The sequence below is a fragment of the Neobacillus sp. CF12 genome, assembly GCF_030348765.1.
Lineage (GTDB): Bacteria > Bacillota > Bacilli > Bacillales > Cytobacillaceae > Neobacillus.
Map to the genome: position 1 here is coordinate 4,896,241 of NZ_JAUCEU010000007.1, position 22,505 is coordinate 4,918,745.

Annotated in this window: 23 protein-coding genes; 14 read left to right on the forward strand and 9 right to left on the reverse strand. The window is 38.2% G+C overall.

What is annotated here, in order from left to right; translation table 11 throughout:
• The first annotated feature begins 95 nt into the window (after positions 1-95).
• Together QUG14_RS23320 and QUG14_RS23325 are read left to right on the forward strand one after the other, a co-directional pair.
• On the forward strand, positions 96-494 hold the full coding sequence (locus QUG14_RS23320; RefSeq protein WP_289342834.1) for a YugN-like family protein: 399 nt from the start codon (positions 96-98) through the stop codon (positions 492-494).
• A gap of 148 nt (positions 495-642) precedes the next feature.
• Positions 643-807 (forward strand): aspartyl-phosphate phosphatase Spo0E family protein, encoded by a 165-nt coding sequence (locus QUG14_RS23325; protein ID WP_289342835.1) that lies wholly within the window; start codon positions 643-645, stop codon positions 805-807.
• A gap of 39 nt (positions 808-846) precedes the next feature.
• On the opposite strand, the gene galU is transcribed toward QUG14_RS23325, so the two are convergent.
• Positions 847-1,734: a UTP--glucose-1-phosphate uridylyltransferase GalU gene (gene galU, locus QUG14_RS23330; protein ID WP_289342836.1), complete on the reverse strand. Its 888-nt coding sequence runs from the start codon at positions 1,732-1,734 to the stop codon at positions 847-849.
• A gap of 184 nt (positions 1,735-1,918) precedes the next feature.
• Between galU and QUG14_RS23335 the strand changes: the two genes are divergently transcribed.
• The 4 genes from QUG14_RS23335 (at position 1,919) to QUG14_RS23350 (ending at position 5,767) form a co-directional block, all read left to right on the forward strand.
• On the forward strand, positions 1,919-3,592 hold the full coding sequence (locus QUG14_RS23335) for a DUF6044 family protein (protein WP_289342837.1): 1,674 nt from the start codon (positions 1,919-1,921) through the stop codon (positions 3,590-3,592).
• A gap of 19 nt (positions 3,593-3,611) precedes the next feature.
• Positions 3,612-4,625 (forward strand): glycosyltransferase family 2 protein, encoded by a 1,014-nt coding sequence (locus QUG14_RS23340; protein ID WP_289342838.1) that lies wholly within the window; start codon positions 3,612-3,614, stop codon positions 4,623-4,625.
• On the forward strand, positions 4,603-5,025 hold the full coding sequence (locus tag QUG14_RS23345) for a GtrA family protein (protein WP_289342839.1): 423 nt from the start codon (positions 4,603-4,605) through the stop codon (positions 5,023-5,025). Before QUG14_RS23340 ends, QUG14_RS23345 begins: the two co-directional genes overlap by 23 nt.
• A 115-nt stretch (positions 5,026-5,140) precedes the next feature.
• The gene (locus QUG14_RS23350) at positions 5,141-5,767 is read left to right on the forward strand and encodes a LysE family transporter (RefSeq protein WP_289342840.1); all 627 of its coding nucleotides are present in this window, start codon (positions 5,141-5,143) and stop codon (positions 5,765-5,767) included.
• A gap of 38 nt (positions 5,768-5,805) precedes the next feature.
• Here the strand turns inward: QUG14_RS23350 and QUG14_RS23355 are convergent, their stop codons facing one another.
• Both QUG14_RS23355 and QUG14_RS23360 read right to left on the reverse strand, forming a co-directional pair.
• Positions 5,806-7,167, reverse strand: coding sequence for an amino acid permease (locus tag QUG14_RS23355; RefSeq protein ID WP_289342841.1), 1,362 nt, complete (start codon positions 7,165-7,167; stop codon positions 5,806-5,808).
• The gene (locus QUG14_RS23360) at positions 7,151-7,324 is read right to left on the reverse strand and encodes a hypothetical protein (RefSeq protein WP_289342842.1); all 174 of its coding nucleotides are present in this window, start codon (positions 7,322-7,324) and stop codon (positions 7,151-7,153) included. Before QUG14_RS23360 ends, QUG14_RS23355 begins: the two co-directional genes overlap by 17 nt.
• Positions 7,325-7,538: 214 nt before the next feature.
• Here QUG14_RS23360 and QUG14_RS23365 point away from each other — a divergent pair, with 214 nt between their 5' ends.
• Entirely contained in the window at positions 7,539-8,294 is a 756-nt protein-coding gene (locus tag QUG14_RS23365) for a TraR/DksA C4-type zinc finger protein (protein ID WP_289342843.1), read from the forward strand.
• A 42-nt stretch (positions 8,295-8,336) separates the two neighbouring features.
• Here QUG14_RS23365 and QUG14_RS23370 read toward each other — a convergent pair whose 3' ends face one another.
• Entirely contained in the window at positions 8,337-8,555 is a 219-nt protein-coding gene (locus QUG14_RS23370; protein WP_289342844.1) for a YozQ family protein, read from the reverse strand.
• Positions 8,556-8,647: 92 nt separating this feature from the next.
• Between QUG14_RS23370 and QUG14_RS23375 the strand changes: the two genes are divergently transcribed.
• From QUG14_RS23375 to QUG14_RS23405, 7 genes are all read left to right on the forward strand, one after another.
• Positions 8,648-8,791, forward strand: a complete 144-nt coding sequence (locus QUG14_RS23375; protein ID WP_289342845.1) for a hypothetical protein — start codon at positions 8,648-8,650, stop codon at positions 8,789-8,791.
• Between the two features lie 26 nt (positions 8,792-8,817).
• Positions 8,818-9,702, forward strand: a complete 885-nt coding sequence (locus tag QUG14_RS23380; RefSeq protein ID WP_289342846.1) for a cation diffusion facilitator family transporter — start codon at positions 8,818-8,820, stop codon at positions 9,700-9,702.
• Positions 9,703-9,909: 207 nt separating this feature from the next.
• Positions 9,910-10,848, forward strand: a complete 939-nt coding sequence (locus QUG14_RS23385; protein WP_289342847.1) for a magnesium transporter CorA family protein — start codon at positions 9,910-9,912, stop codon at positions 10,846-10,848.
• Positions 10,849-11,024: 176 nt separating this feature from the next.
• Complete coding sequence (locus tag QUG14_RS23390; RefSeq protein ID WP_289342848.1) at positions 11,025-12,287, forward strand: S8 family peptidase; 1,263 nt, start codon at positions 11,025-11,027, stop codon at positions 12,285-12,287.
• Positions 12,288-12,426: 139 nt separating this feature from the next.
• Positions 12,427-13,650, forward strand: a complete 1,224-nt coding sequence (locus QUG14_RS23395) for a helix-turn-helix domain-containing protein (protein WP_289342849.1) — start codon at positions 12,427-12,429, stop codon at positions 13,648-13,650.
• An 11-nt stretch (positions 13,651-13,661) separates the two neighbouring features.
• Entirely contained in the window at positions 13,662-13,817 is a 156-nt protein-coding gene (locus QUG14_RS23400; protein ID WP_289342850.1) for a hypothetical protein, read from the forward strand.
• Positions 13,818-13,925: 108 nt separating this feature from the next.
• Positions 13,926-14,336: a cytosolic protein gene (locus QUG14_RS23405; RefSeq protein WP_289342851.1), complete on the forward strand. Its 411-nt coding sequence runs from the start codon at positions 13,926-13,928 to the stop codon at positions 14,334-14,336.
• A 394-nt stretch (positions 14,337-14,730) separates the two neighbouring features.
• Here QUG14_RS23405 and QUG14_RS23410 read toward each other — a convergent pair whose 3' ends face one another.
• The 5 genes from QUG14_RS23410 to QUG14_RS23430 form a co-directional block, all read right to left on the reverse strand.
• Complete coding sequence (locus tag QUG14_RS23410; RefSeq protein WP_289342852.1) at positions 14,731-15,294, reverse strand: FAD-dependent oxidoreductase; 564 nt, start codon at positions 15,292-15,294, stop codon at positions 14,731-14,733.
• A gap of 122 nt (positions 15,295-15,416) precedes the next feature.
• Positions 15,417-16,619: an MFS transporter gene (locus QUG14_RS23415; protein ID WP_289342853.1), complete on the reverse strand. Its 1,203-nt coding sequence runs from the start codon at positions 16,617-16,619 to the stop codon at positions 15,417-15,419.
• A gap of 13 nt (positions 16,620-16,632) precedes the next feature.
• Entirely contained in the window at positions 16,633-17,046 is a 414-nt protein-coding gene (locus tag QUG14_RS23420; protein ID WP_289342855.1) for a MarR family winged helix-turn-helix transcriptional regulator, read from the reverse strand.
• A gap of 165 nt (positions 17,047-17,211) precedes the next feature.
• The gene (metH, locus tag QUG14_RS23425; RefSeq protein ID WP_289342856.1) at positions 17,212-20,661 is read right to left on the reverse strand and encodes a methionine synthase; all 3,450 of its coding nucleotides are present in this window, start codon (positions 20,659-20,661) and stop codon (positions 17,212-17,214) included.
• A complete protein-coding gene (locus tag QUG14_RS23430; RefSeq protein WP_289342858.1) occupies positions 20,639-22,504 on the reverse strand; it encodes a bifunctional homocysteine S-methyltransferase/methylenetetrahydrofolate reductase in 1,866 nt (621 codons plus the stop codon). Before QUG14_RS23430 ends, metH begins: the two co-directional genes overlap by 23 nt.
• Position 22,505 lies beyond the last annotated feature (1 nt).

Below are 22,505 nucleotides of genomic sequence, written 5' to 3' on the forward strand. Positions count from 1 at the left end.
ACTAATAAAATTTGTAGAGTACTGAGAAAATCAGTACTCTATTTTTTAACTTTTTTGGAGAAACTAATAAATAATGATGATAAGGGGGCTCGATCATGATTGAAATACCATCAAGTGTAGAAGGTAAGCAGTTTGATTTGTATAAGCTGGAACAAAAATTAAAGCCAATCGGTTATTCCATTGGAGGTAACTGGGATTATGACCACGGTGCCTTTGACTACAAAATAAATGATGAAGTGGGCTATCAGTTTCTTAGGCTGCCATTTTCGGCAATAGATGGCCAGTTAGACGCACGAAACTGTACGGTAGAGCTTGGGCGTCCATTCCTATTGTCTCATAAGTATCAAATAGGGCTTGATGACCATATTGGCGATGCAGGCACTTTAAATCAGTTTTCAGAACCAGTTGATAAGGACGCAAGTTTTCCTGAACAGTATATTGAAACAGGGAAAACCCTTGTTAAAGAACTAGAATCAATATTGAGTACTGAATAACCATTTTCGGCATGAGAACATTGTACTAGGATAATGTTCACGAAACCTACAATTATTTTTCTTTATACTACTTGTATTAAAGTGTAAAAATTTATAAATTAAGGTTAATAATATTAATATGTTATAAACATGAAAAGAGGGTTAAGCTATGGAAATGAGCATGGACTATTTGTTATCTGATATTGAGAAGACCAGAATTGAAATGATTGATTTAGCACAACAATATGGATATTCAAACCCAAATGTTGTTCAATGCAGCCAAAAGCTTGATCTCCTTTTAAATGTTTATCGGAACATACAGGTAAAACACTAATAAATTAATAAAAAATGAACCTCCCTTAAATTGGAAGGTTCATTTTTTATTAGGGCCATTTTCTACCTTATTCAAGGTTTCCTGTAAATATTGTTTCAGTTTATTCCTTAAATCTGGGCGTTTAAATGCAAATTCGATAGAGGCCTGTAAAAATCCAAACTTATCACCGACATCATAGCGTGTTCCTTTTATCAGATAAGAGAAAATTGGCTCGCGAGCTAGCAGACGATCGATGGCCTCTGTTAATTGAATTTCCCCGTTTGAATCAGGTGTCCCCTTTTCTAACATCTCAAAAATAGTGGGAGTTAATATATATCTCCCAACAATGGCATGTGTGGAGGGTGCTTCGGTAATGGCTGGTTTTTCTATAAGGCTTTGAACCTTATACAAGTCTTTATAGGGGTATGAATAATCAACAATCCCATACTTGACAACATCTTCTTTCGGAACCTCTTTACAGCCAAGAATAGTGGACTGAACCTCATTGTATTTCTCTATCATTTGCCTTAATGCAGGGGATTCACTATCAATAACATCATCCCCAAGGAGGACAGCAAAGGGTTCATTGCCAATAAACTTTTTTGCACATAGAATGGCATGACCCAGTCCCAAAGGTTCCTTCTGGCGGACATAATGAATGTCAGCTAGACTAGAAATTTTTTGGACTACTTTTAGCATTTTTATTTTTCCACTGGTTTTTAATTGCATTTCTAGTTCTAAAGATTTATCAAAATGGTCTTCTATTGCCCGCTTATTTTTTCCTGTAACAATAATGATATCTTCAATTCCGGAGAGGACCGCTTCTTCAACAATATATTGAATCGTCGGTTTATCGACAATTGGCAGCATTTCTTTCGGCTGCGCCTTCGTTGCAGGCAAAAATCGAGTCCCCAACCCAGCGGCAGGAATGACAGCTTTTTTAATCATCAATGCACCCCCTTTTTTCCTTAAAGTCACAGACCCCTTTTATCCTATGCACCTAAAAAGATAATTAGTATTAAGGCAACTATTAGGAAAACAATTGATAAAAAGGAATAATTTCCAGTCCAAATGCAAACTTTATTACTTGAAGCAAGGTTCGAGGACGAGGGCTAAGAGGTGTGAATTGAGTGTGAATACTGATACAAGAAATAATTCAAAATTAATCTTTTTTGCTTTGCTTATTCTAACAATTTATCTGTCCCCCCTCTTTATTCTCCAAGAAAATGCTCATATCCGTGTCCATGATAACTTGGATTCGAATTTAGCATGGTATAAGGTTCTAGCAAGCAGTGGTCAAATGTTTGGGGATGTCAATGCTGTTATCCCCCAAATAATAAATGGGGTACCAAGAAATGCATTTGGAACAGAATACAGCATCATTGTCTGGCTCTATGCCCTGTTTCCAACCATGATTGCCTATGGGCTTAGTCAGGCCCTTACGAGGGTAGTTGCTTTTATTGGGATGTATTTACTATTAAAAAAACACCTTCTTCCGGATGAAAGATGGAGTTTTTTGCAGGTTGCGACTTCCCTTGCATTTGCCTTAACCCCCTTTTGGCCATCGGGGATGCTTAGCACGTTAGGAATGCCGCTAGCCTTGTGGGCTTTCCTTAACATCCGAATTGGAGAAGGAACAAAGAAAGATTACATTGTCCTTACGCTCATTCCTTTTTACGCTAGCATTGTTTTAGGATTTTTCTTCTTTCTAAGTGCAATGGGGGTATTTTGGCTTGTAGATGTTGTAAGAGGGAAAGGATGGAATCTTCGTTTCTTTTTGTCTATTGCCTATATGACTTGTATTTTTATGCTCGTTGAGTATCGATTGGTCTATTCCTTTTTGTTTTCTACTGAACCAAACAGCCGCGATGAATATTTCCATGCTTCCTTACCCTTATGGAGAGTAGTACGGCTGACACTTAAAAATTTCGTGTTAGGGCATACCCATGTCATGACGGTCCATGGTCTATTTGTATTACCTGTAACGTTAATTGCTCTTTACTTTGTTTTTTCAAAAAAGCTTTGGAAACAGGAAATGCTATTTGTATTTCTATTTATGTTAAATTTCTTGTTATCACTCTGGTATGCCTTTTGGTTCTATAAAGGCTGGTTACCATTGACGAAAATATTTCACTTTATGGATACCTTTAATTTTGCCCGCTATCACTTTTTAAGGCCGTTGGTCATTTATGCGGGATTTGCGCTAGCTTTAAAAATACTTTCACTCCAAGGGCATAGCTGGTCGAAAACGGCAAAATGGTTTGCTATCTTACAAATCCTTTTATTGTGTTTATTCAACGACGAGATCATTTATCAGAAAAAGCCGACCGTAAAAGAATTTTATGCGGAGGCATTATTTTCAGAGATTAAGGAACATATTGGCCAAGATCAAGCAAACTACCGGGTGGCCAGTATCGGAATTCATCCAGCTATTTCTCAATATAATGGCTTTTACACACTAGATACCTATAATAACTTTTATCCTTTATCGTATAAGCATCAATTTAGAAAAATAATAGAGTCCGAATTGGCAAAAAATAAAAGTATACGCAAATATTTTGATCAATGGGGCGGCCGCTGTTATATCTTTACCGATCAACTTGGAAAAAGCTATATGATCAAAAAGGACTCAAAAAGGAAATTAAATAACCTGCAATTAAATACTTCTGTGTTTAAAGAAATGGGTGGTCAGTACATCATTTCTGCATTGCCTATTACCAACTCAGAGGAAAATCAACTAATCCTGGATAAAGTATTTACATCAAAAAGTTCCGCATGGAAAATTTATTTATACAAGACTTTGTAAACATCGGGGGTAATAGCGGATGATGGAACCTGTCTTAACGATTGTTGTGCCTTGTTATAATGAAGAAGATGTACTACCTGAAACCATTCATCAACTTGACCAATTCGTCAATCAATTGATCAGTGAACAACTTATTTCCAGCACAACCAAAATTTTGTTTATTGATGATGGCAGTAAGGACAGAACATGGGAAATCATATATAAAGCAGGATTAAGAAATGAACATGTCCGTGGAATAAAACTATCAAGAAATGTAGGTCATCAAAACGCCCTGTTGGCTGGCTTATTTGCGGCAAAGGACTATTCAGATTGTGTTGTCTCTATTGACGCTGACCTTCAGGATGATATTGAGGTAATTCGAGAATTTATCCATAAATTTAATGAAGGAAATGAGATTGTTTATGGCGTTCGTAAACGCAGGGACACAGATACGTTCTTTAAACGGAGCACCGCTCAAGGCTTTTATAAACTTATGAGAAAAATGGGCGTTAATCTTGTTTATAATCATGCGGATTTTCGGTTAATGAGCAAACGAGCATTAGCGGAGTTAGAAGGATTTAAAGAAGTGAATCTTTTTCTACGAGGTATCGTTCCGCTCCTTGGATTTCGTTCGGATGTCGTATACTATGACCGAAAAGAAAGAATAGCAGGTGAAACGAAGTACCCGTTAAAGAAAATGCTTGCTTTTGCCTTTGACGGAATCACCTCCTTTTCTGTATCACCGATTCGATTTGTATTATTTGTCGGGTTTATTTCCTTTTTCCTCAGCCTGTTATTTGGAATATACTTTTTACTGTTAAAGACCTTAGGGGAAACGCAGACAGGCTGGACATCACTTATTACGTCCATCTGGTTAATTGGCGGATTGCAGTTGATTGCGATTGGGCTAATAGGGGAGTATGTAGGGAAAATATATAAAGAATCAAAACAACGTCCAAAATTTATCATCGATATTGATACTTTCTCCATGCCTATTCCAAGACATCATTTAATTCGAAAAAGTGAGGAGGATGAATTATATAAAACCAACTAATTCATTTATTCGTTTTCTTTTGGTTGGGGTGATTAATACATTTGTGGGCTTATTTATCATCTTCTTTTTGCTAAATGCTGTTCAACTTTCCTATTGGTTTTCTACCTTTGCAGGTAATGTGATTGGGGCATGTGTCAGTTATTGTTTAAATCGTTCCTTTACCTTTAATAGCAAGGTGCCTTTTCAACGCGGACTGCCAAGGTTTTTTACGATCATTCTTATCTGTTATGTCGGTTCGTATTTTTTTAGTGAAAAGTTATTGATTTGGATGAACCAATTCTATACTGTAAATACACTGGTTGAACAAAATGGAGCTGTACTTTTAGGGAGTGTACTTTATACAATAAGTAATTACCTAGGTCAGAAATATTTCGTTTTTAATACTGTTAAGACCGCTTAAGGAGTTTTCTTTTTCAAAGGAAGACTCTTTTTTTTGCAAATAAAGTGGTACAACCCCTTTTTCCTGAATAGAAATTGAAAGACAGGCTTCTATTTCAATTCAGGGAGAGATTAGAATGAATGTATTTTTGAGTTATATTTTACTGGGATTGTCGCTTGCGGCTCCGATTGGTCCAATTAATGCAGCACAAATTGATAAGGGGATAAGACATGGCTTTATGCATTCATGGCTTATTGGGGTAGGGGCTGTCGTTGCTGATGGGGTTTACATGATGGTCGTTTATTTTGGAGTCGTTCACTTCCTTGAAACTCCATTTATGAAAACCTTTTTATGGTCATTCGGTTGTTTTGTTTTAATTTATACCGGTATTGAAACAATGTTATCTGCAAATAAACACAAAATTGGAGAAAAAGCAAAGGATGAACCATTAATCAAATCCTTTTTTTCTGGCTTTTTTATGTCAATATCCAATCCATTAACGATATTATTTTGGCTGGGAATTTACGGCTCTGTTCTCGCAAAGACCGCTGCGACCTATGAAACAAGCCAGTTAATTCTTTATAGCTCAGCTATATTTATTGGATTACTTATATGGGATTTTACAATGGCTAGTATTGCTAGTAATTTCCGAAAATATTTGACCTCTCAGTTACTTGTTGGAATCTCGCTTTTATCTGGAGTGTCATTGATTGGATTTGGGGTTTACTTTGGCTTTCAGGCCTTTAATGTTTTATTTGGATAAATAAAAAAGCCAGCGAAGTAATCGCTGGCAGTAAGATATTAGGCGGTAGGCCAAGGACTAAGGACTTTGCCTTTTTTCTTTTTCTTTTTCCACTTTAGATTCATAATTAAAGTAATGCAGCCAATGATCCCAATGAAAGCTAGGCTAATAAAGAAACCAGGGCGGCTTGTGCTATGAAATAATGTTCCACTTACTGCAATACATATTAACAGAATCCCTATCGAGTATTTTATTTTATCCTTTGCACTTACCTCTAATAGCTTCCAGGATGAAGCTAAAATAAAAATCCAATTGTAAAGAAGCATAAGCCCTGCGGCTGTTGTAATGTACTCATAAACATGACCCGGCATTAATAGTGCAGAGACAATCGAAAGAGATATTCCCAACACTGTAATCAGCAAGGTGGGAATGGGAACTTTTAGTTTCCCCTGTTTGCAAAACAAACCTGGTGCATCCCCTTCTTCAGAGAGTGTTACAAGAATGCTGGTTACAGCAAAAAGGGAAGCCACCATTGTTGAAAATCCCGCAATAATTAGGGCTCCGTTAAAAAGATGCGGAATAAAGGTTAAATTGTAATTGTCTAATGCATTTACAAATGGACTTTTCTCACCATTAAACTTATTCCAAGGCACCATCAAGACGGCGAGACCGATGGAAAGCATATAGATAATCATTAGTGTGAAAAGCATTACCTTACCGGCCTTAGGAGCTTCCTTTGGATCCTTTAATTGGGTAGCCATTAACCCTAATATTTCAATTCCTCCAAATGCGTAAAAGGCAAAAATAACACCTGACCATAAACCTAGAACACCATGGGGGATTAAATCCTTTCTGCTATCAGGATATTGAATAGGCCGGTCTCCATCAATCACTCCAAAAATTGCTAATAACGCAATAATAACGAACATTAAGATTGCCGCTATTTTCAATACGGCAAGAATATTTTCTAATTTATTCAAGATAGCTACGCCGATAAGAACCACAACAAGTCCCAGCAGAGCGTATCCACCAGCAAATAACCATAATGGAACATTAGGAAACCAAAATCGCGAAAAAATAGACAGCGCGGTCATTTGACTACCCATAATTAAAACCTCGGACACCCAATAAACCCAGCCGCTGCTAAATCCTGCCCATCTGCCGAATGCTTTCTTCGCATAAGAACGAAACCCGCCTTTTAGGGGTTCCTGTGCAGTCATTTTTGCCAGAGCGTCAAAAACCAAATAGGTTCCAGCAGCTGCAAGAATGAAGGCGATTAGTATGGCAGGTCCAGTCATTTTGATGGCGATACTTGATCCTAGGAAAAATCCTGTACCAATTGTGCACCCCACCCCAAATAACGAGAGTTGCCACCACTTCATATTTTTTTGTTCATTTTCACCGCTACTCGATTTGCCCATTTACTTTTCTCCCAGTAGCCCCTACTGATTTATCTGTATTGTCCTGGTTATTGTATTCAGGGTCGTTTTTGCCTCGTTGTTGGTTCGCACCACCCAAATATACGCCTTGATGGTTCTGCTGTTCTTTTCTAAATTTATTAAAATTCTCGTTTACCATAGAAGTCCCCTCATTTCTTTTTCATTCTATATGTTAAGATACACGGTATGAAAAAACTTATTCAGCCAGTTCATATGAGCTAATTAGGTTTTTGTTGGAATCGCTAAATTGATACATAAACATCGACGAAAACAATGAAAATAAAAAGGTACTTGATAAAGATGAAATTAACTGGGCGATATAGATAAGCAATAAGCCTTGAAAGGGGTTTACTATGTTAACGACAGAGCAGCTTGCTGGTTTTCGTTTGCAATTACTAAAGGAAAAAGAGGAAATTGAAGAGCGTCTCGAGCAAAATGATCATTATGGTTTAGAACGCGGTCATTTTCACGAATCGATGGGGGAATTATCAAGTTATGATAATCATCCTGCAGATGAGGGTTCAGAGTTATATGAACGTGAAAAAGATATTGCATTAAATGAGCATACCGATTTGCAGCTAAGAAATATAAATAAAGCACTTGAAGCAATGGAAAATGGAACATATGGTAAATGTGAAGTCTGCGGAAATGAAATTTCTTATGAACGATTAGAGGCATTGCCTAATACAACCTATTGTAAAGAACATAGTCCAGAGCAAGTGGTATCACATGATCGTCCAATTGAAGAGGGAGTTTTAATGCCGCCATTTGGGAAGTTTGATATGGATACAAAAGATGAGAATGTTGCTTTTGACGCAGAGGACTCTTGGCAGGTCGTAGAACAATGGGGAACATCCGATACACCATCGGATTTAGCCTTTCCACAAGAGCACTATAATGATGTTGGAATAGAACCGGATGAAAATGAGGGCTATGTTGAGGATTTCGAAAACTTTGTAGGTAATGATATGTATGGGAACAATATAACCGTTTACCCAAATCCACAACACGAACGCTATGAAGAATCACTTGATGAAGAAGGGATCATGACAAGCTTTGGGGATTTACCAGCATATGAACATGATCCATATGTCGAGGATGATAAATAAAATAAAAAACAGCTTTCGTTTGGAAAGCTGTTTTCTCTAATTTTATTCGTTTCTATAGGGTTTTTGGGCAATTGGGAGATCCTTCGCGTTTAAATCGTCATCAGTGGATGTATCAATTTCCCCCTCCATATAGGCGTCACTTACCTGTTCATGTGTGGTCGATAGACCCGTTGACATAACATCGTTTTTTTGATAGTCGCTTGTTTCGTAGATACGACCAGCGAGATCAGTGCTGTTGTTAGTGGAATTCTTTTTATCCATGTTGCACTCTCCTTTAATAAAATAAGATACAACCGTATTTTCTACGTTTTATTCAAGGATTACTCATACAAAAAATCAAGGGGCTGATGAATATGCAAAAAGACAAGTATCCTACGAGAGAAGAATTAGATGAAGCCTTTCATTTTCTTCATGATGCGATAAACAGAATAACCGTCGAAGAAGAAGAAGAGGAGATGAAGATGGAGGTAAATGGGAATAATCAGTCAGAGAAATAGAAAATTTTTTGAGGTGGACTAGATAGATGAGGGAATCCTTAGCTAAGAAAATTGCCTGGATTAGTGTAATCAGTAATATCATCTTAACAGTAGGGAAACTTTTCATAGGCTGGTATGGGAATAGTGATGCTGTTTTTGCGGATGGAATTCATTCTGCTGCGGATGTTTTTGCTTCCGTTATCGTTTTATTGGTCATTAAACTTGCCAATAAACCTGCCGATAATGAACATCCATATGGTCATGGAAAAGCAGAGGTAATTGTATCTGGTATAGTAGGAATTTTACTTTTTATTGTTTCCATTTATGTGGTCTATGAAGGAATCGCTGGGTTCTTCCATGAAGTAGAAACACCAAGCTATTTAGCGATGTGGGTTGCAATCATTTCTTATGTGACAAAGATTATTTTGTATCGTTCATCATTAAAGGTAGCTAAGGAGCATAATAGTAAGGCAATTGAGGCCATTGCCTTTGACCATAAAGCAGATATTGTGGCTTCAATTGCTGCGGCTATTGGGGTTCTTCTCTCCATAATGGGCGAACACTTTGATATTTTTATCTTACACTATGGAGATAAAGCAGCAAGTATATTTGTAGCCTACTTAATTTTTAAAATCTCCAAGGAAATGTTAACCGAGGCTTTCGACATCTTACTCGAACGGAATATCGATGCCGAAACATTACAAGAATATATTAATATTGTCAATGAATTTCAGGAGGTCAAGCGGATTGATCGGATTCGAGCAAGGGAACATGGTCACTATGTTTTAGTTGATCTTAGAATTTCAATTGACCACTATAAAACAATTAAAGAAGGGCATGACCTTGCTAAGTTAATCAAAGGCAGAATGATGGAGAAATATGACAATATTGAAGAAGTGTTAATTCACCTAAATCCTTATTTTCCTGAATAAAATCTAATTTGTGCTTTTTGGTGTTTGGGTTTATGATAATGAAGTAATTATATACACGAGGAGTTGATATTTTTGAGTTATGCAATAGACCCGGACCCTAGTAGCAAGAGGAAGTCAGTGTTATCTTTGAATTGGATTCTTCAGGAATATCAGCTCTTAAGAAGGTAGTTTGGCTTCCTCGAACACAGTCAGTGAGGAGGTTTTATCATGTTGGAGATTTATAAAAGTACGGAAACAAAAGTACTTGAACAAGTAGATAACATTTCAAAGGGCTGCTGGGTAAATATGTACGCCCCAACCGAAGAAGAAATTAACAAGGTGGCTAGTGAGGCAAACATCTATGTTGATTTTATAAGAGACGCCCTTGATGACGAAGAGCGCCCACGAATAGAGCGTGAAGATGGGCAGGTTTATATCATCGTGGATTACCCATATATTACCCATGATGATGCCGGTTTCCCCATCTATGAGACCATTCCAATCGGAATTGTGTTAACGGATGAATGTATCATCACTGTATCCTTAAAGGATACTCCAATATTAGAAGTTTTTAAGAATAATAAAATAAAAGAGTTTTTCACCTTTAAAAAGAACCGATTTGCTCTGCAAATTCTCGCTATTATTACATCTTATTATCTCCGTTATTTAAAACAAATTAACAAAAGAACAAATGAAATCGAGCGGGAACTTCATCAATCAATGAAAAATAAAGAATTGTATGCGTTTCTTGCTTTAGAAAAGAGTCTTGTTTATTTCACGACTTCGCTAAAATCAAATAAAGTGGTCCTAGATAAAATTCTTCGATTTAGTTATATAAAAATGTATGAAGAAGACAAGGATTTACTAGAAGATGTCATGATTGAGAAAATCCAGGCGATTGAAATGGCTGAAACGTATAGTTCGATCCTTAGCGGGATGATGGATGCCTTTGCATCTATCATTTCAAATAATGTAAATATTGTCATGAAGTTTTTAACGTCATTTACGATTATCCTTTCGTTCCCTACCATCGTTTTCAGTTTTTATGGGATGAATGTTGATTTACCATTTCAAAATAGTCCACATGCCTTTTGGATATCCATTACGGTTGCATGTGTTTTGTCCACGTTAACGGCATTGATTTTTTGGAAAAAGAAATATTTTTAACGTCATATAAGTAAAATGTACGAGGCTCTGGAGTAAATCTTCAGGGTCTTTTTTAATTGATATTAAAAAATTTCCCAACTTTTATAGGTAAATTTTCATTTACGTTTTCAGAAAATTCTAACTAAAATAAAGAAACAGGTCCAAGCCTGCAGTCGAAAAAGTAGGGGAGAATGTGGATGAAAAAGAGAAAAGTAGTAGGATTGTCAGTACTTAGCTTTGTAATGGGGGTATCCATGTTTGCAACAGGTGCCTTCGGTCAACAGCCAAAAAGCCAGGAGGAGTCATTTCGGGTGATCATTCAAGGTCCTTCGGCTGATAAGTCACAAGCAAAGAAAAATGTTGGGGTTCGATGGGATTTTGGAGCAGAGGGATTTACAACAACTGTTACCAGTAAACAATATCAGGCCTTATTAAAAAATAAAAATTTAAAAATTGAAAGAGTAGCGGAAGTGCAGCTTGCTCCTAGCAAGGAAGCTGCCGCTAAGCCAGGTGGTTCTATTAATTCTGGACCGAGTGATCGAACTCCATGGGGAATCCAAGCCATATATAATGATTCGGCTATACAAGCGACTTCTGGAGGAAATGGTATCAAGGTCGCAGTTCTTGATACTGGAGCCAATACTAGTCATGCGGACCTAACAAATAGAGTGGAGCAATGTAAGGATTTTACACAAAATAAATCACCATTAATTGAGGGAAGCTGTTCGGATGGAAATGGTCACGGAACGCATGTTGCGGGTACGGTACTTGCAGATGGCGGCAATGGGCAAGGGATTTATGGTGTGGCACCCGAGGCAGACCTTTGGGCATATAAAGTGTTGAATAACCGTGGATCTGGTTATTCAGATGATATTGCTTCTGCCATTCGTAAGGCAGCAGATGAGGCAACTAGAACGGGTTCAAAAGTAATTATCTCGATGTCGTTAGGATCAAGCGCTAAAGATTCCTTAATTTCAAATGCTGTTGATTATGCCTATGGAAAAGGGGTATTGGTCATTGCAGCAGCAGGAAATGATGGTCCTTCAAGCAATACAATTGGATATCCAGGTGCTCTAGTAAATGCTGTAGCAGTGGCTGCATTAGAAGATGTTCAGCAAAACGGTACCTACCGTGTCGCTGATTTCTCTTCTCGAGGCAACCCAGCAACCGATGGAGATTATGTGATTCAGGAGCGTGATGTTGAGGTCTCTGCACCAGGGAGAGCAATTGAATCTACATGGCATGATGGTTCTTACAACACGATTAGTGGAACGTCAATGGCTACACCACATGTATCAGGACTAGCTGCTAAAATTTGGGCTGAGAGTCCTTCTTTGTCTCATACACAGCTTCGTAAAGAGTTGCAAGATAGAGCAAAACTTTATGATATTAAAGGTGGAACAGGTGCTGCTGATGGCGATGATTATGCATCAGGATTTGGTTTCCCGCGAGTAAAATAATAGATATAAGCCATCTGTTTCCTGCAAACAGATGGTTTTTTTTATATTTTTAAAATAGTCTGAACAAATGAGTGGAAGAGGTGATAGCATTGGTATAAAATAGGTAAAAACGGAAGAGCTTCTAGAGGGTGGTTATGTTATGGAGTTTGGGCCATTAATAAAATATTTCAGAACCCAAAAAGGGATCACGCAAAAAGAACTTGCTGCTGGAATTTGCTCTATCCCTCATTTAAGTAAAATAGAAAATAATTCAAAAGATGCGAACGAAGAAACGATTTCCTTATTGTTAGAGAGACTGGAAGTAAGTTTTGGAGAAATGGAAGAAAAAGAGGAGTTAATAAGAAATCTATTAAGAGACTTAGGTGAAAAAATTAACTTCTATTTACGAGAGGAAATTGAAGTAATATTTAAAAGGCTTAAAGAGTTAGAACATGTTATCCCTTTTTCTGCTTATATGTATTCATATGAATTATATAAATATCGGTATCTATTATTCAAGGGATTGCTATCCGAAGCAGAAGACCAGCGGGATATTTTACATAAGCAAAAGAAAAATTTTTCCCAACATGAGATGTATTTATTTCGCTATTATAATGCTGTATGTTTAATATTAAAGGGTCAGTATAAAAAAGCAGATGCAATCTTCGATGAATTATATGTAGAAAACAACAATGAATCGGTAAATGGCGAATTTCTTTATCACTGGACATTTGTAAAAAGTTCGCTTGATCAGCCTGGCCATGCTATTCACTTTGGCAGGCAGGCACTGCAAATCTTTATGAATCAACATAATTTCTATCGGATTCTGCATACATTGATGGTGTTAGGTATTAACTATTCTCGTTCTAGTATTTACGAAGAAGCTCAAGTCTGTTTTAACCATTTAATTCGGAATGCTGAACTGCTAAAAGAAGAAAGAATCCTTCCACAAATCTATCATAATATGGGCTACTTGCAGGATAGAATGAACAACGTAAAGGATGCGCTAATGTATTATGAAAAGAGTCTATCTTTACAGCCTCTTAAAAACCAGCATTACTATATTACTTTATATGCAACTGGCGAGATTTACTATAATTTGAATAATACGGAAAAGGCGAGGGAATGTTTTCTTCTTGTCAAATCTCTTTCCAAGGAGATTACTGGTGTGAAAAAACAAAGTCTTTTGTCTAATTTTTATCTAATTCATATGGAATCACCTGAAAAAGCAATAAAATTTTTAGAAGCAAAGGTAATCCCTTATTTGGAGAGTGCAAAAGAACATAAGGACGATTTAACCCGTTATTACAAACTGCTTTCAGAGCACTACAATCAAAATGGAAGGTACTTGGAGGCAGTAAATTATTTATCCAAAATTACTTGAGGAGGAAGAAAATGAAAAAGTCTATAATACTACTATTCTCACTTTCTTTACTAATTCTTTCATCGCCTGCTGCAAAGGAAGTAAGTAATCCATCTTCTTCAAATGAACTCGCTGTTAAGAGTATTAATTATCAACATGCTGACCCTATTCATCCTCCGGTTGGATGATTACAAAAAATCCTTTTAGACAATTTTTTTGTCTGAAAGGATTTTTTTTTATTAATAATAAAAAATAGGGAAAAGTAATTCATATGTGCTTAAGAAGGAGGAAAATAAATGAAATCATTTGTTGTAGGTTTTCACCAAGAAGATAATGTGGACTCAATGCAAATTCAAAAGTTAAGCCAAGAGGACTTTGAAAAAGCGACAGAAGGGGGCACAAGGCATCTATTTGAGTTAGACACGAACATTGGCTTCTTTGTCTTCTTTGATGCGGAGGATGCTGATGGTGATGTTTCTTACATGGTGCTACAATATGAGGATCCTACCGGAGAGGATGGCAGTGAAGACCCAGTGGGTTGCTATTCCTTCCAATTGAAGGATTTTTATGAATTTACAGCCCTTTATCTAAATGATCTTGAATTTAATGAAGAGGTAAGTGAAGAGGAAGAAGAATATGGACCTATACACCATCTAGCACACCTTTTATTTCACATTGTTGAAGAAGGAAAGGATCTAGAGGTATAGTGTTAAGACAAAACCCCTAAAAAAGGGCAAGGCTGTCGAGAAGGTCTCGACAGCTATTTTATAACTTTAACATTGCACATCGTTTATTATTTTAAATGGCTTTCGCTTGTCCTTAAAACGCCGTGGAAGGACTAATTCTTAAGGCAGAGCGAACGATTAGTCCTTAAGATGGCGGATGAGGGACAAATCTGTCTGTCAGGGAGAAGGATTAGTCCTTAAGAAGCCGGATGAAGGACAAATTCTTAAGGCATAGCGAACAATTTGTCCCCAAATAGAAGGTAATATATTTAAGGAGAAATCGGTAGCTTAAACTAAAAGAATATAAAAAAATGCTGAGAAAATAATCTTTCTCGACAATCTGCCCCCCTAAAAAGGGGGCTTTTGTTATTTAAGGTTATGCCTTTAATACGTCATGGTCAACATAGCGCTCGCCATTCAATTCGCTAATAACATTGATTGCGACTCTTGCTCCGTCACCAGCAGTAACAATGGTATGTACGCTCACACCAGCCACAGTACCAGCTGCCCAAATACCATCAACATTTGTTTTACCTTGGGCATCTACATCAAGGATTGTTTTTACTCTTGGCTCAGTACCAGGCTTAGTAGTCAAACCTGCTTTTTCAGCTAAGTCTACTAAGAAACCTGTAGCAATAATTACATGCTTTGCTTCATAGTCGCCGTTTTCAGTTTCCACTTTAAAGCCTTCTCCAACTTTGCTAATATTCGTAACAGTAGACTGGACGATTTCTCCGCCAAATTTAGTTACTTGCTGCTTACCAATTTCAACGAGATCTGGTCCAGAGATTTCCAGCACGCCATAATGATTCTCAACCCAAGCACGCTTTGTAACTGTCTTATCATTATCAAGCACCAATGTTTTCTTTCCTGCTTTAGCAGTTAATAAAGCAGCACTCGCTCCAGCTGGTCCAGCACCAATCACAACAACATCCAACATGTAAAAACCTCCATTCGAAAAATAAATATACAAAAAAAGTGTACCCTAATGACGGGGAAAAGTAAAAATCACTGCTCACAACGTAAAAAAGAACCATCGATGGAAAGGATGGTTCTAGTAAATTATTGCTCTTTTACTTTTAGGTATTGCTGGCGTTTCATTTCAGGTTTTCGAACTTGCAGGAAGTAGTATAGAACGGCTCCAATAAGAATATAGAAAGAACATAAGAAGTACAAGGAGCTAAAATCCATTTTTGCAGCAATTAATCCCACAAAGAATGAGCCTAGTGCTATACCAATATCATAGATTGATAGAAAAGTAGCAGTAGCCAGACCACGTTTTCTAGGAGCAGCATTTTGAATGGCAATCGTTTGGAAGGTTGGGAAAAGGGTCCCCCAGCCTAATCCAATCATCCCAGCTGAAACGAGAAAAGTAAGCGCACTTCCACTTTGACTTAATACAAACATTCCGATCGCAAACAAGATGATTGAAGGGAATACAATTACATTAGGACCATATTGATCGATCCATTTGCCTGTAAAAGGTCGAGACAATAACAAAATAATTGCATATACCACAAAGAACAAACTTGAAACTTCGGCAAGATGTATTTCAGTTGCATAGACGGACACAAAGGAAAGAAGGGCAGAATAGACAATGGCTAAGAAGCAGCCAACAATAGCAATCGATACTGCTGAAGGTTCAATAAAGTTCTTTAATGAAAATGCAGGTAGGATTACTCGTTGATCACGTTCTTCAGACTTAGTTAATTTGACTGTAAGACCGGTAATAAGTGCCCCGATAGCAACAATGACTGTTATGACGAACATTGTGTTAGCACCCCACTGTTGAATAACTGTCAGCCCTACAAACGGTCCTAATACCATCGCCATGTTTGTCGACATAACAAAGTATCCCATTCCTTCTCCTCTTCGAGAGCTTGGGATGAGGTCTGCCACAATCGCTCCTACTGCCGTGGTTGCCATTCCAAATCCAACTCCATGTAATAAACGAATAACCAGGAATCCAGTTACTGTTTTTGGGAAAAAATATAGGAGAGAAGCAGCAGCGAATATAATTAGCGCAGTCAAAAGGACTTTTTTATTGCTGCCTCGTTCAAGCATTTGTCCAGCAAGTGGACGAGATAGGATGGCAGAAAACAAGAATACAGTTGTCATTAACCCCGCTTGTGAAGCATTGCTATCAAATTCCTGTAACGCAAAAATAGGCAATGTTACTAGTAAGATATAAAAAGTCAAAAAGAGGAAAAAGTTACTCAAAGAAATACTAATAAAATCTTTCGTCCATAGTTTAGGTTTGTTCATGTTTTGCACTCCTTTACAATAGCTGTTTTAACCAAACGCTTTGTAAGTTTAATAATTGTTGTTGAGAGGTTTCGGGGAAATTCCCCAGTAAAGCCTGGTTGCACTGGGTAACAGCATTTTCCCATTTAGGAAATTCCTTTACTGCTTCCTCCGTTAATTGGATAAACTTTTCACGTTTGTCCTTGCCCGGAATTTGTTTTACATAGCCTTGTTTAACAAGGCGTTGAATCGTTCGAGTCATAGGAGGCGCTTCAACAAATAAGTACTCAGAGAGTTCTTTTTGAGTTAATGAGCCTTTGATATGTAAAACATAGAGGACAGACCATTGGGCGGAAAATAATCCAAAAGGTTTTAGTGCTTCATTTAGTTGATTGGTTAATTGGCGGGAAAGTTGATGAAGAGTATGAAATAATGCATGGTTGGTCAAATTAAGTTCACCCCGAAATAATAGTTACTTAGGTAATTAATATGTTTACCTAGGTAACTATATGACTTTTCCGAAGAAATGTCAAGGATTGAAGTCTTAAGAAGTAGCTGGCGGGATTAATTCTAAACAATAAAAAGTCCGCGGAATCCATTCCGCGGACTTCATTTATCTTAAAACATTAAAGTATCGTGCCTCTGGATGGGCAAAGACCATGGCTGAAACAGAAGCTTCTGGTTCCATCATACAGCCTTCGGTTAATTCAATCCCAATTTCTTCTGGTTGAATCAATCCAAATAATTTCTTCTGATCTTCTAAATCAGGACATGCTGGGTAACCAAAAGAGAATCGCTGTCCCTGATATTTAGCTGTAAATCGATCCTGCATCGTAAACGTTAACGGATCTGGGAATCCCCAACGGTCGCGCATTTGACGATGAATTAATTCAGCAAAGCCCTCTGCCGTTTCTAGCGCTAAGGCTTGAAGGGCGTGGCTCTCAAGGAAACGGCCTTCTGCTTTTAACTGGTCAGCCTTTTCGCGAATTCCTCTACCAGCTGTTACCGTAAAGAAACCAACATAATCTTTCTCACCACTGTCAACAGACTTAACAAAATCTGCTAAACATAAATGTGGCGCAGATTCCTGCCTTGGGAAGTCAAATGTTTCAATAATCGTATTTGGCTCTTCTGGATGATAAATAAATATTTTATTTCCATCAGACTGGGCAGGGAAGAATTGATAGACAGCAGCTGGTAAAATCCAATTGCCTTTTTTCGCATCTGATAATAATCCATCCACAACTTCTTTAACTTTCACTGCCTTCTCATTCTTTTCAGCAAGGAGATTAGCAATTTTTCCTTTTACACCTAGGTGATGGCCAATTAACATTTGCATATTGATATAAGGCTCAATATGAGAAAGAGAATAGGTCTTTAAGATATGTTTTTTTGTATCCATTGGTGTATAAACGGGCACTTCTGTAGAAACAGATGGTCTCACTTTTACGGCTGTGGATACAGCTGATCGTATAGGCAAATCACGTGGAACCTCTATAGCAGCGAGCTTTTCATTTTTTTCAGCGATCAGTTTTTCTTGCTCCCCTGGAGTTTGCAGCTGATTCGCGAGTGAAAGGCCTGTCATTGCATCCTTTGCATAAAGAACGAGCCCTTCGTATTCCTTAGCAATCTTGGTATCAGTGAACTTTCTAGAAAGAGCTGCTCCACCAACTAGGATAGGAGTAGAGATCCCTGCTTCTTTCATATCCTGTGCAGTTAAAACCATTTGTTGAGCAGATTTCACCAACAAGCCTGATAAGCCAACGATATCCGGTTTTTCTTTTTGAATCGCTTGAACCAAGTCAGTTGGTGATACTTTAATCCCTAAATCACGGACGTCATAGCCGTTATTGCTCAGAATAATATCAACTAGGTTTTTGCCAATGTCATGGACATCGCCTTTTACTGTTGCTAAGATGACCTTTCCTTTAGAAGAGGAAACATCCCCTTTTTCCATGTAGGGTTCAAGATAAGAGACTGATGCTTTCATGACTTCTGCACTTTGGAGGACTTCAGCAACAATTAGTTGATTGTCATTAAAAAGTCGTCCTACTTCTTTCATACCTTCCATTAATGGACCATTAATAATATCAAGTGGGGCAGGATAATGTTCAAGTGCTAGTGCCAAATCAGGCAGTAAACCTTCTTTTGTACCTTCTATCACATAGTATGAGAGTCGTTCTTCTAGACTCATATTTGGTACGGTACTCTTTGACTCTTTCTTTTTGCCACGGTAGAACTCAGTAAAGGTGGCTAAAGTTTCGTCTGTCGTATTAAATAAAAGAGCTTCTGCTAAAGCCACTTCTTCTTTTGAAATGGAAGCGAATCGTTCTAGTTTTTCGGTGTTCACAATCGCATAATCAAGACCAGCTAATGTACAGTGGTACAAAAACACAGAGTTCAAAACTTCTCTGCCGACAGGTGGCAGACCGAAAGATACATTGCTGATACCAAGAATGGTTTGCGTCTTAGGAAGATGTTCTTTAATGAGCTTAATACCTTCCACGGTTGCTTTTGCAGATCCAATATATTGTTCATCACCAGTACCTACAGGAAAAACAAGCGGGTCAAAAATTAGGTCCTGCGGCTTTAACCCATATTTGTTGACGAGAATATCATATGATCGTTTGGCAATGGCTAATTTACTTTCAGCAGTAACGCCCATACCTTTTTCATCAATCGTCCCAACAACGACGGCTGCACCGTATCTATGAATAAGTGGAACAACGGCTTCAAATCTTTCTTCACCATCTTCAAGATTAATCGAATTGATGATCGCTTTTCCTTGTGAATACTTGAGTGCCTTTTCAAGTACTTTCTCATCAGTTGAATCAATCACCAGTGGTACTTTAATTTTTTTCACTACCTCTGGAATAAAATTCTCCATGTCGCTTAGTTCATCACGGTCAGGGTCTGCAAGACAAATATCAATGACATGTGCACCGCCTTTAACCTGGGCACGTGCAACTTCTGCTGCTTCTTCAATTTTACCTTCGTTAATGAGGCGTTTGAATTTACGAGAGCCAATTACGTTGGTACGTTCTCCGACCATAATCGGACGCAGCGTCGGGTCATCGTAAACAAACGGTTCAATGCCTGAAACCATATGAAAATCAGAAGTCTGTGCCGTGCGCGGTGAGAATTTTTTCATTTCTTCAGTAATAGCTCGAATATGATTCGGAGTGGTACCACAGCAGCCTCCAACAATGTTCAACCAGCCATGAGCAGCAAAATCTGCAAGCTTTTTCGCTAACGTTTCAGGTGTTTCATGATAATGTCCTTCTTCATCAGGAAGACCTGCATTTGGATAACAGATAATTGCTGTTGAAGCAAGATTAGCAAGAGAACGAATATGATCCTGCATAAATTCTGGACCTGTCGCACAATTTAGCCCTACAGCTACCGGTTTCATATGCTCTAATGAAATGTAAAAGGATTCAATGGACTGTCCAGCTAAGGTCGTACCCATCGGCTCAATGGTACCAGAAACGATTAACGGAAGAACCTTTCCCGTTTTAGCAAATGCATTTTGAATACCAACAAAGCCTGCTTTTACATTCAGCATATCCTGACTTGTTTCTAGGAGTAGAAGGTCTACACCACCGTCAATCAGGCCAATTGCTTGCTCCTCATAAGATAAAGTGAGTGCTTCAAACGTTGTCCCGCCTGTAACACTTAGTGTTTTTGTTGTTGGTCCCATTGAACCTGCAACATAACGCGGCCATTCAGTTGTAGAAATTTTTTCGGCTTCTTTTTTGGCTATCTGGCCAGCAATCTTATTTAATTCATAAGCCTTAAAACCAAGATTGTATTCATCCAGCACAATGCTGGTAGCCCCGAAAGTATTGGTTTCAATAATATCTGCGCCGGCCTCCAAGTATTCACGGTGAATTTTCGCAATGACCTCAGGGGCAGTTATATTCAGATACTCGTTACAGCCCTCATATTGCTCACCGCCAAAGTCGTCGGCTGTTAAATTTTCCTCTTGGAGCATGGTACCCATGGCACCGTCCATTACAAGAATTCGTTTTTGAAGTTGTTCACTTAATGGAGCTTTCAACATGGTTGTTCCCCCTAACTTGACTTGCACGCTGTCTGGCATATATGGCTAATTCTGTTGTTAGTTCATAGCGTAAAAATGGTGTGATTAAATAAATTCCATTGAATAAATCCAGTGCCGTGTCAATTAAAGATTTTGTTATTTCAATTCCTTCACGTACAGCTTGTAATGGCTGATCATTCAAGGCTGCCATTCTGTCTCGAATCGATTGAGAGATTTTAATCCCTGGTACCTCATTATGAAGGAATTCGGCATTCCTGCTGCCCGTTAAAGGCATTAAACCAATGTAAATAGGTGCACTTAGATGTTTGGTCTGTTCATAGACTTCGATTAATTTTTCTTCAGAAAAGACAGGCTGTGAAATAAAATAATCTGCCCCATATTCAATCTTTTTCTCGAGGCGTTTAACGGCTTTTTCTACCGAACGAACATTTGGATTAAAGGCACCTGCAATACTAAATGCTGTTTTTTGTCCTAGGTCTTTTCCGGAAAAGGACAAGCCTTCGTTTAATTGTTTAATCATTTGTATTAGTTCAAAGGAAGAGACATCGTATACAGATGATGCACCAGGAAAGTCACCGACACGGGCAGGGTCACCAGTGATAGCCAGAACATCATGCATTCCAAGGGTATGAAGTCCCATTAGGTGAGATTGCAAACCAATAATATTCCGGTCTCTACAGGCAATATGGATAAGTGGACGCATCCCTAATTCTTGTTTAACAAGATACCCTAAAGATTCATTGGAAATCCTTACCTGAGCTAAAGAGTTATCTGCCATCGTAATCGCATCTATACCTGCTTCTTTCAACGCCTTTGCGCCTTCAAAAAATTTGCTGGTATCTAGCTTTCTCGGAGTATCTAATTCTACGATAACCGATGGACGTTCCGTAACGATTTCCTCAAGAGGCCGGTATTCCCTTTTAGCTGCACTTTGTTCAATGATGATCTTCTTCGTTTTGAATGTAACTACTTTTTCGGTGACAGGCACGCTATTTCTTAGTACTGACGCAAATGCCTGGATGTGCGCCGGGGTCGTTCCACAGCAGCCGCCAAGCAAACACACGCCCTGCTCACGGAAGCTTTGAGCGGATTTTTTAAAATAATCAGCGTCACCCTCATAATGGAATATACCGTCTGTATAGGCTGGCAGACTCGCATTCGGGTAGGCAGAAAGATAAGCATGTTTAGGTAATTCAATCTGCTCAAGTGTTTTCAGCATATGATGAGGTCCGAGCCGGCAATTTAAGCCAATGACATCAGCACCAAGGTTTTCCAACACTGTAAAAGCTTCATTAATCGGTGTTTGATCTTGTAAAATTCCTAATTCCTGAAGGGAGACCTGTGCAATAATTGGCAACTTTGTTTCCTTTCGAGCAATCGTAAGGACTGTTTCCAGTTCCTCGAGATCGTAAAAGGTTTCTAATAAAATGCCATCTACCTCTTCTAGCAATAGGCAATAGAGTTGTTCACGAAAACTGCGCTTTAATTCTTCAATCGATAAAGCGCTTGGCTTAATCCCACGGTTACCGCCAATGGTACCAAGAACATAAGCGTTTTGCTGTGCTGCTAATTTTGCATTCTGGACGGCTGCACTATTGATTGCTTTGACAGAGTCCTCTAACCCATATCTTTGCAGTTTTAGATAATTTGCCGCATAGGTGTTTGTTTGAATTACATCCGCACCGGCATCAATATAGGCCTTATGAATTTCTTGAATTTTTTCAGAATGAGAAAGGTTCAACTCTTCCAAGCAGCTATCTTTCCCAAATGAATAAAGAAGGGTGCCCATGGCACCATCACCTATTAAAATTTGGTTTTTTAATTTTTCTAAAAAGGTCGTCATG

Excerpts from the sequence above, each read along its gene's own strand:
- QUG14_RS23410 (WP_289342852.1), bottom strand. The coding sequence starts at position 15,294 with ATGTTGGATGTTGTTGTGATTGGTGCTGGACCAGCTGGAGCGAGTGCT.
- QUG14_RS23320 (WP_289342834.1), top strand. The coding sequence starts at position 96 with ATGATTGAAATACCATCAAGTGTAGAAGGTAAGCAGTTTGATTTGTAT.
- QUG14_RS23345 (WP_289342839.1), top strand. The coding sequence starts at position 4,603 with ATGAATTATATAAAACCAACTAATTCATTTATTCGTTTTCTTTTGGTT.
- QUG14_RS23380 (WP_289342846.1), top strand. The coding sequence starts at position 8,818 with ATGAGGGAATCCTTAGCTAAGAAAATTGCCTGGATTAGTGTAATCAGT.
- QUG14_RS23355 (WP_289342841.1), bottom strand. The coding sequence starts at position 7,167 with ATGGGCAAATCGAGTAGCGGTGAAAATGAACAAAAAAATATGAAGTGG.
- QUG14_RS23350 (WP_289342840.1), top strand. The coding sequence starts at position 5,141 with ATGAATGTATTTTTGAGTTATATTTTACTGGGATTGTCGCTTGCGGCT.
- QUG14_RS23415 (WP_289342853.1), bottom strand. The coding sequence starts at position 16,619 with ATGAACAAACCTAAACTATGGACGAAAGATTTTATTAGTATTTCTTTG.
- QUG14_RS23370 (WP_289342844.1), bottom strand. The coding sequence starts at position 8,555 with ATGGATAAAAAGAATTCCACTAACAACAGCACTGATCTCGCTGGTCGT.
- QUG14_RS23365 (WP_289342843.1), top strand. The coding sequence starts at position 7,539 with ATGTTAACGACAGAGCAGCTTGCTGGTTTTCGTTTGCAATTACTAAAG.
- QUG14_RS23375 (WP_289342845.1), top strand. The coding sequence starts at position 8,648 with ATGCAAAAAGACAAGTATCCTACGAGAGAAGAATTAGATGAAGCCTTT.
- QUG14_RS23400 (WP_289342850.1), top strand. The coding sequence starts at position 13,662 with ATGAAAAAGTCTATAATACTACTATTCTCACTTTCTTTACTAATTCTT.
- QUG14_RS23360 (WP_289342842.1), bottom strand. The coding sequence starts at position 7,324 with ATGGTAAACGAGAATTTTAATAAATTTAGAAAAGAACAGCAGAACCAT.
- QUG14_RS23325 (WP_289342835.1), top strand. The coding sequence starts at position 643 with ATGGAAATGAGCATGGACTATTTGTTATCTGATATTGAGAAGACCAGA.
- QUG14_RS23430 (WP_289342858.1), bottom strand. The coding sequence starts at position 22,504 with ATGACGACCTTTTTAGAAAAATTAAAAAACCAAATTTTAATAGGTGAT.
- QUG14_RS23395 (WP_289342849.1), top strand. The coding sequence starts at position 12,427 with ATGGAGTTTGGGCCATTAATAAAATATTTCAGAACCCAAAAAGGGATC.
- QUG14_RS23385 (WP_289342847.1), top strand. The coding sequence starts at position 9,910 with ATGTTGGAGATTTATAAAAGTACGGAAACAAAAGTACTTGAACAAGTA.
- QUG14_RS23405 (WP_289342851.1), top strand. The coding sequence starts at position 13,926 with ATGAAATCATTTGTTGTAGGTTTTCACCAAGAAGATAATGTGGACTCA.
- galU (WP_289342836.1), bottom strand. The coding sequence starts at position 1,734 with ATGATTAAAAAAGCTGTCATTCCTGCCGCTGGGTTGGGGACTCGATTT.
- QUG14_RS23390 (WP_289342848.1), top strand. The coding sequence starts at position 11,025 with ATGAAAAAGAGAAAAGTAGTAGGATTGTCAGTACTTAGCTTTGTAATG.
- QUG14_RS23340 (WP_289342838.1), top strand. The coding sequence starts at position 3,612 with ATGATGGAACCTGTCTTAACGATTGTTGTGCCTTGTTATAATGAAGAA.
- metH (WP_289342856.1), bottom strand. The coding sequence starts at position 20,661 with ATGTTGAAAGCTCCATTAAGTGAACAACTTCAAAAACGAATTCTTGTA.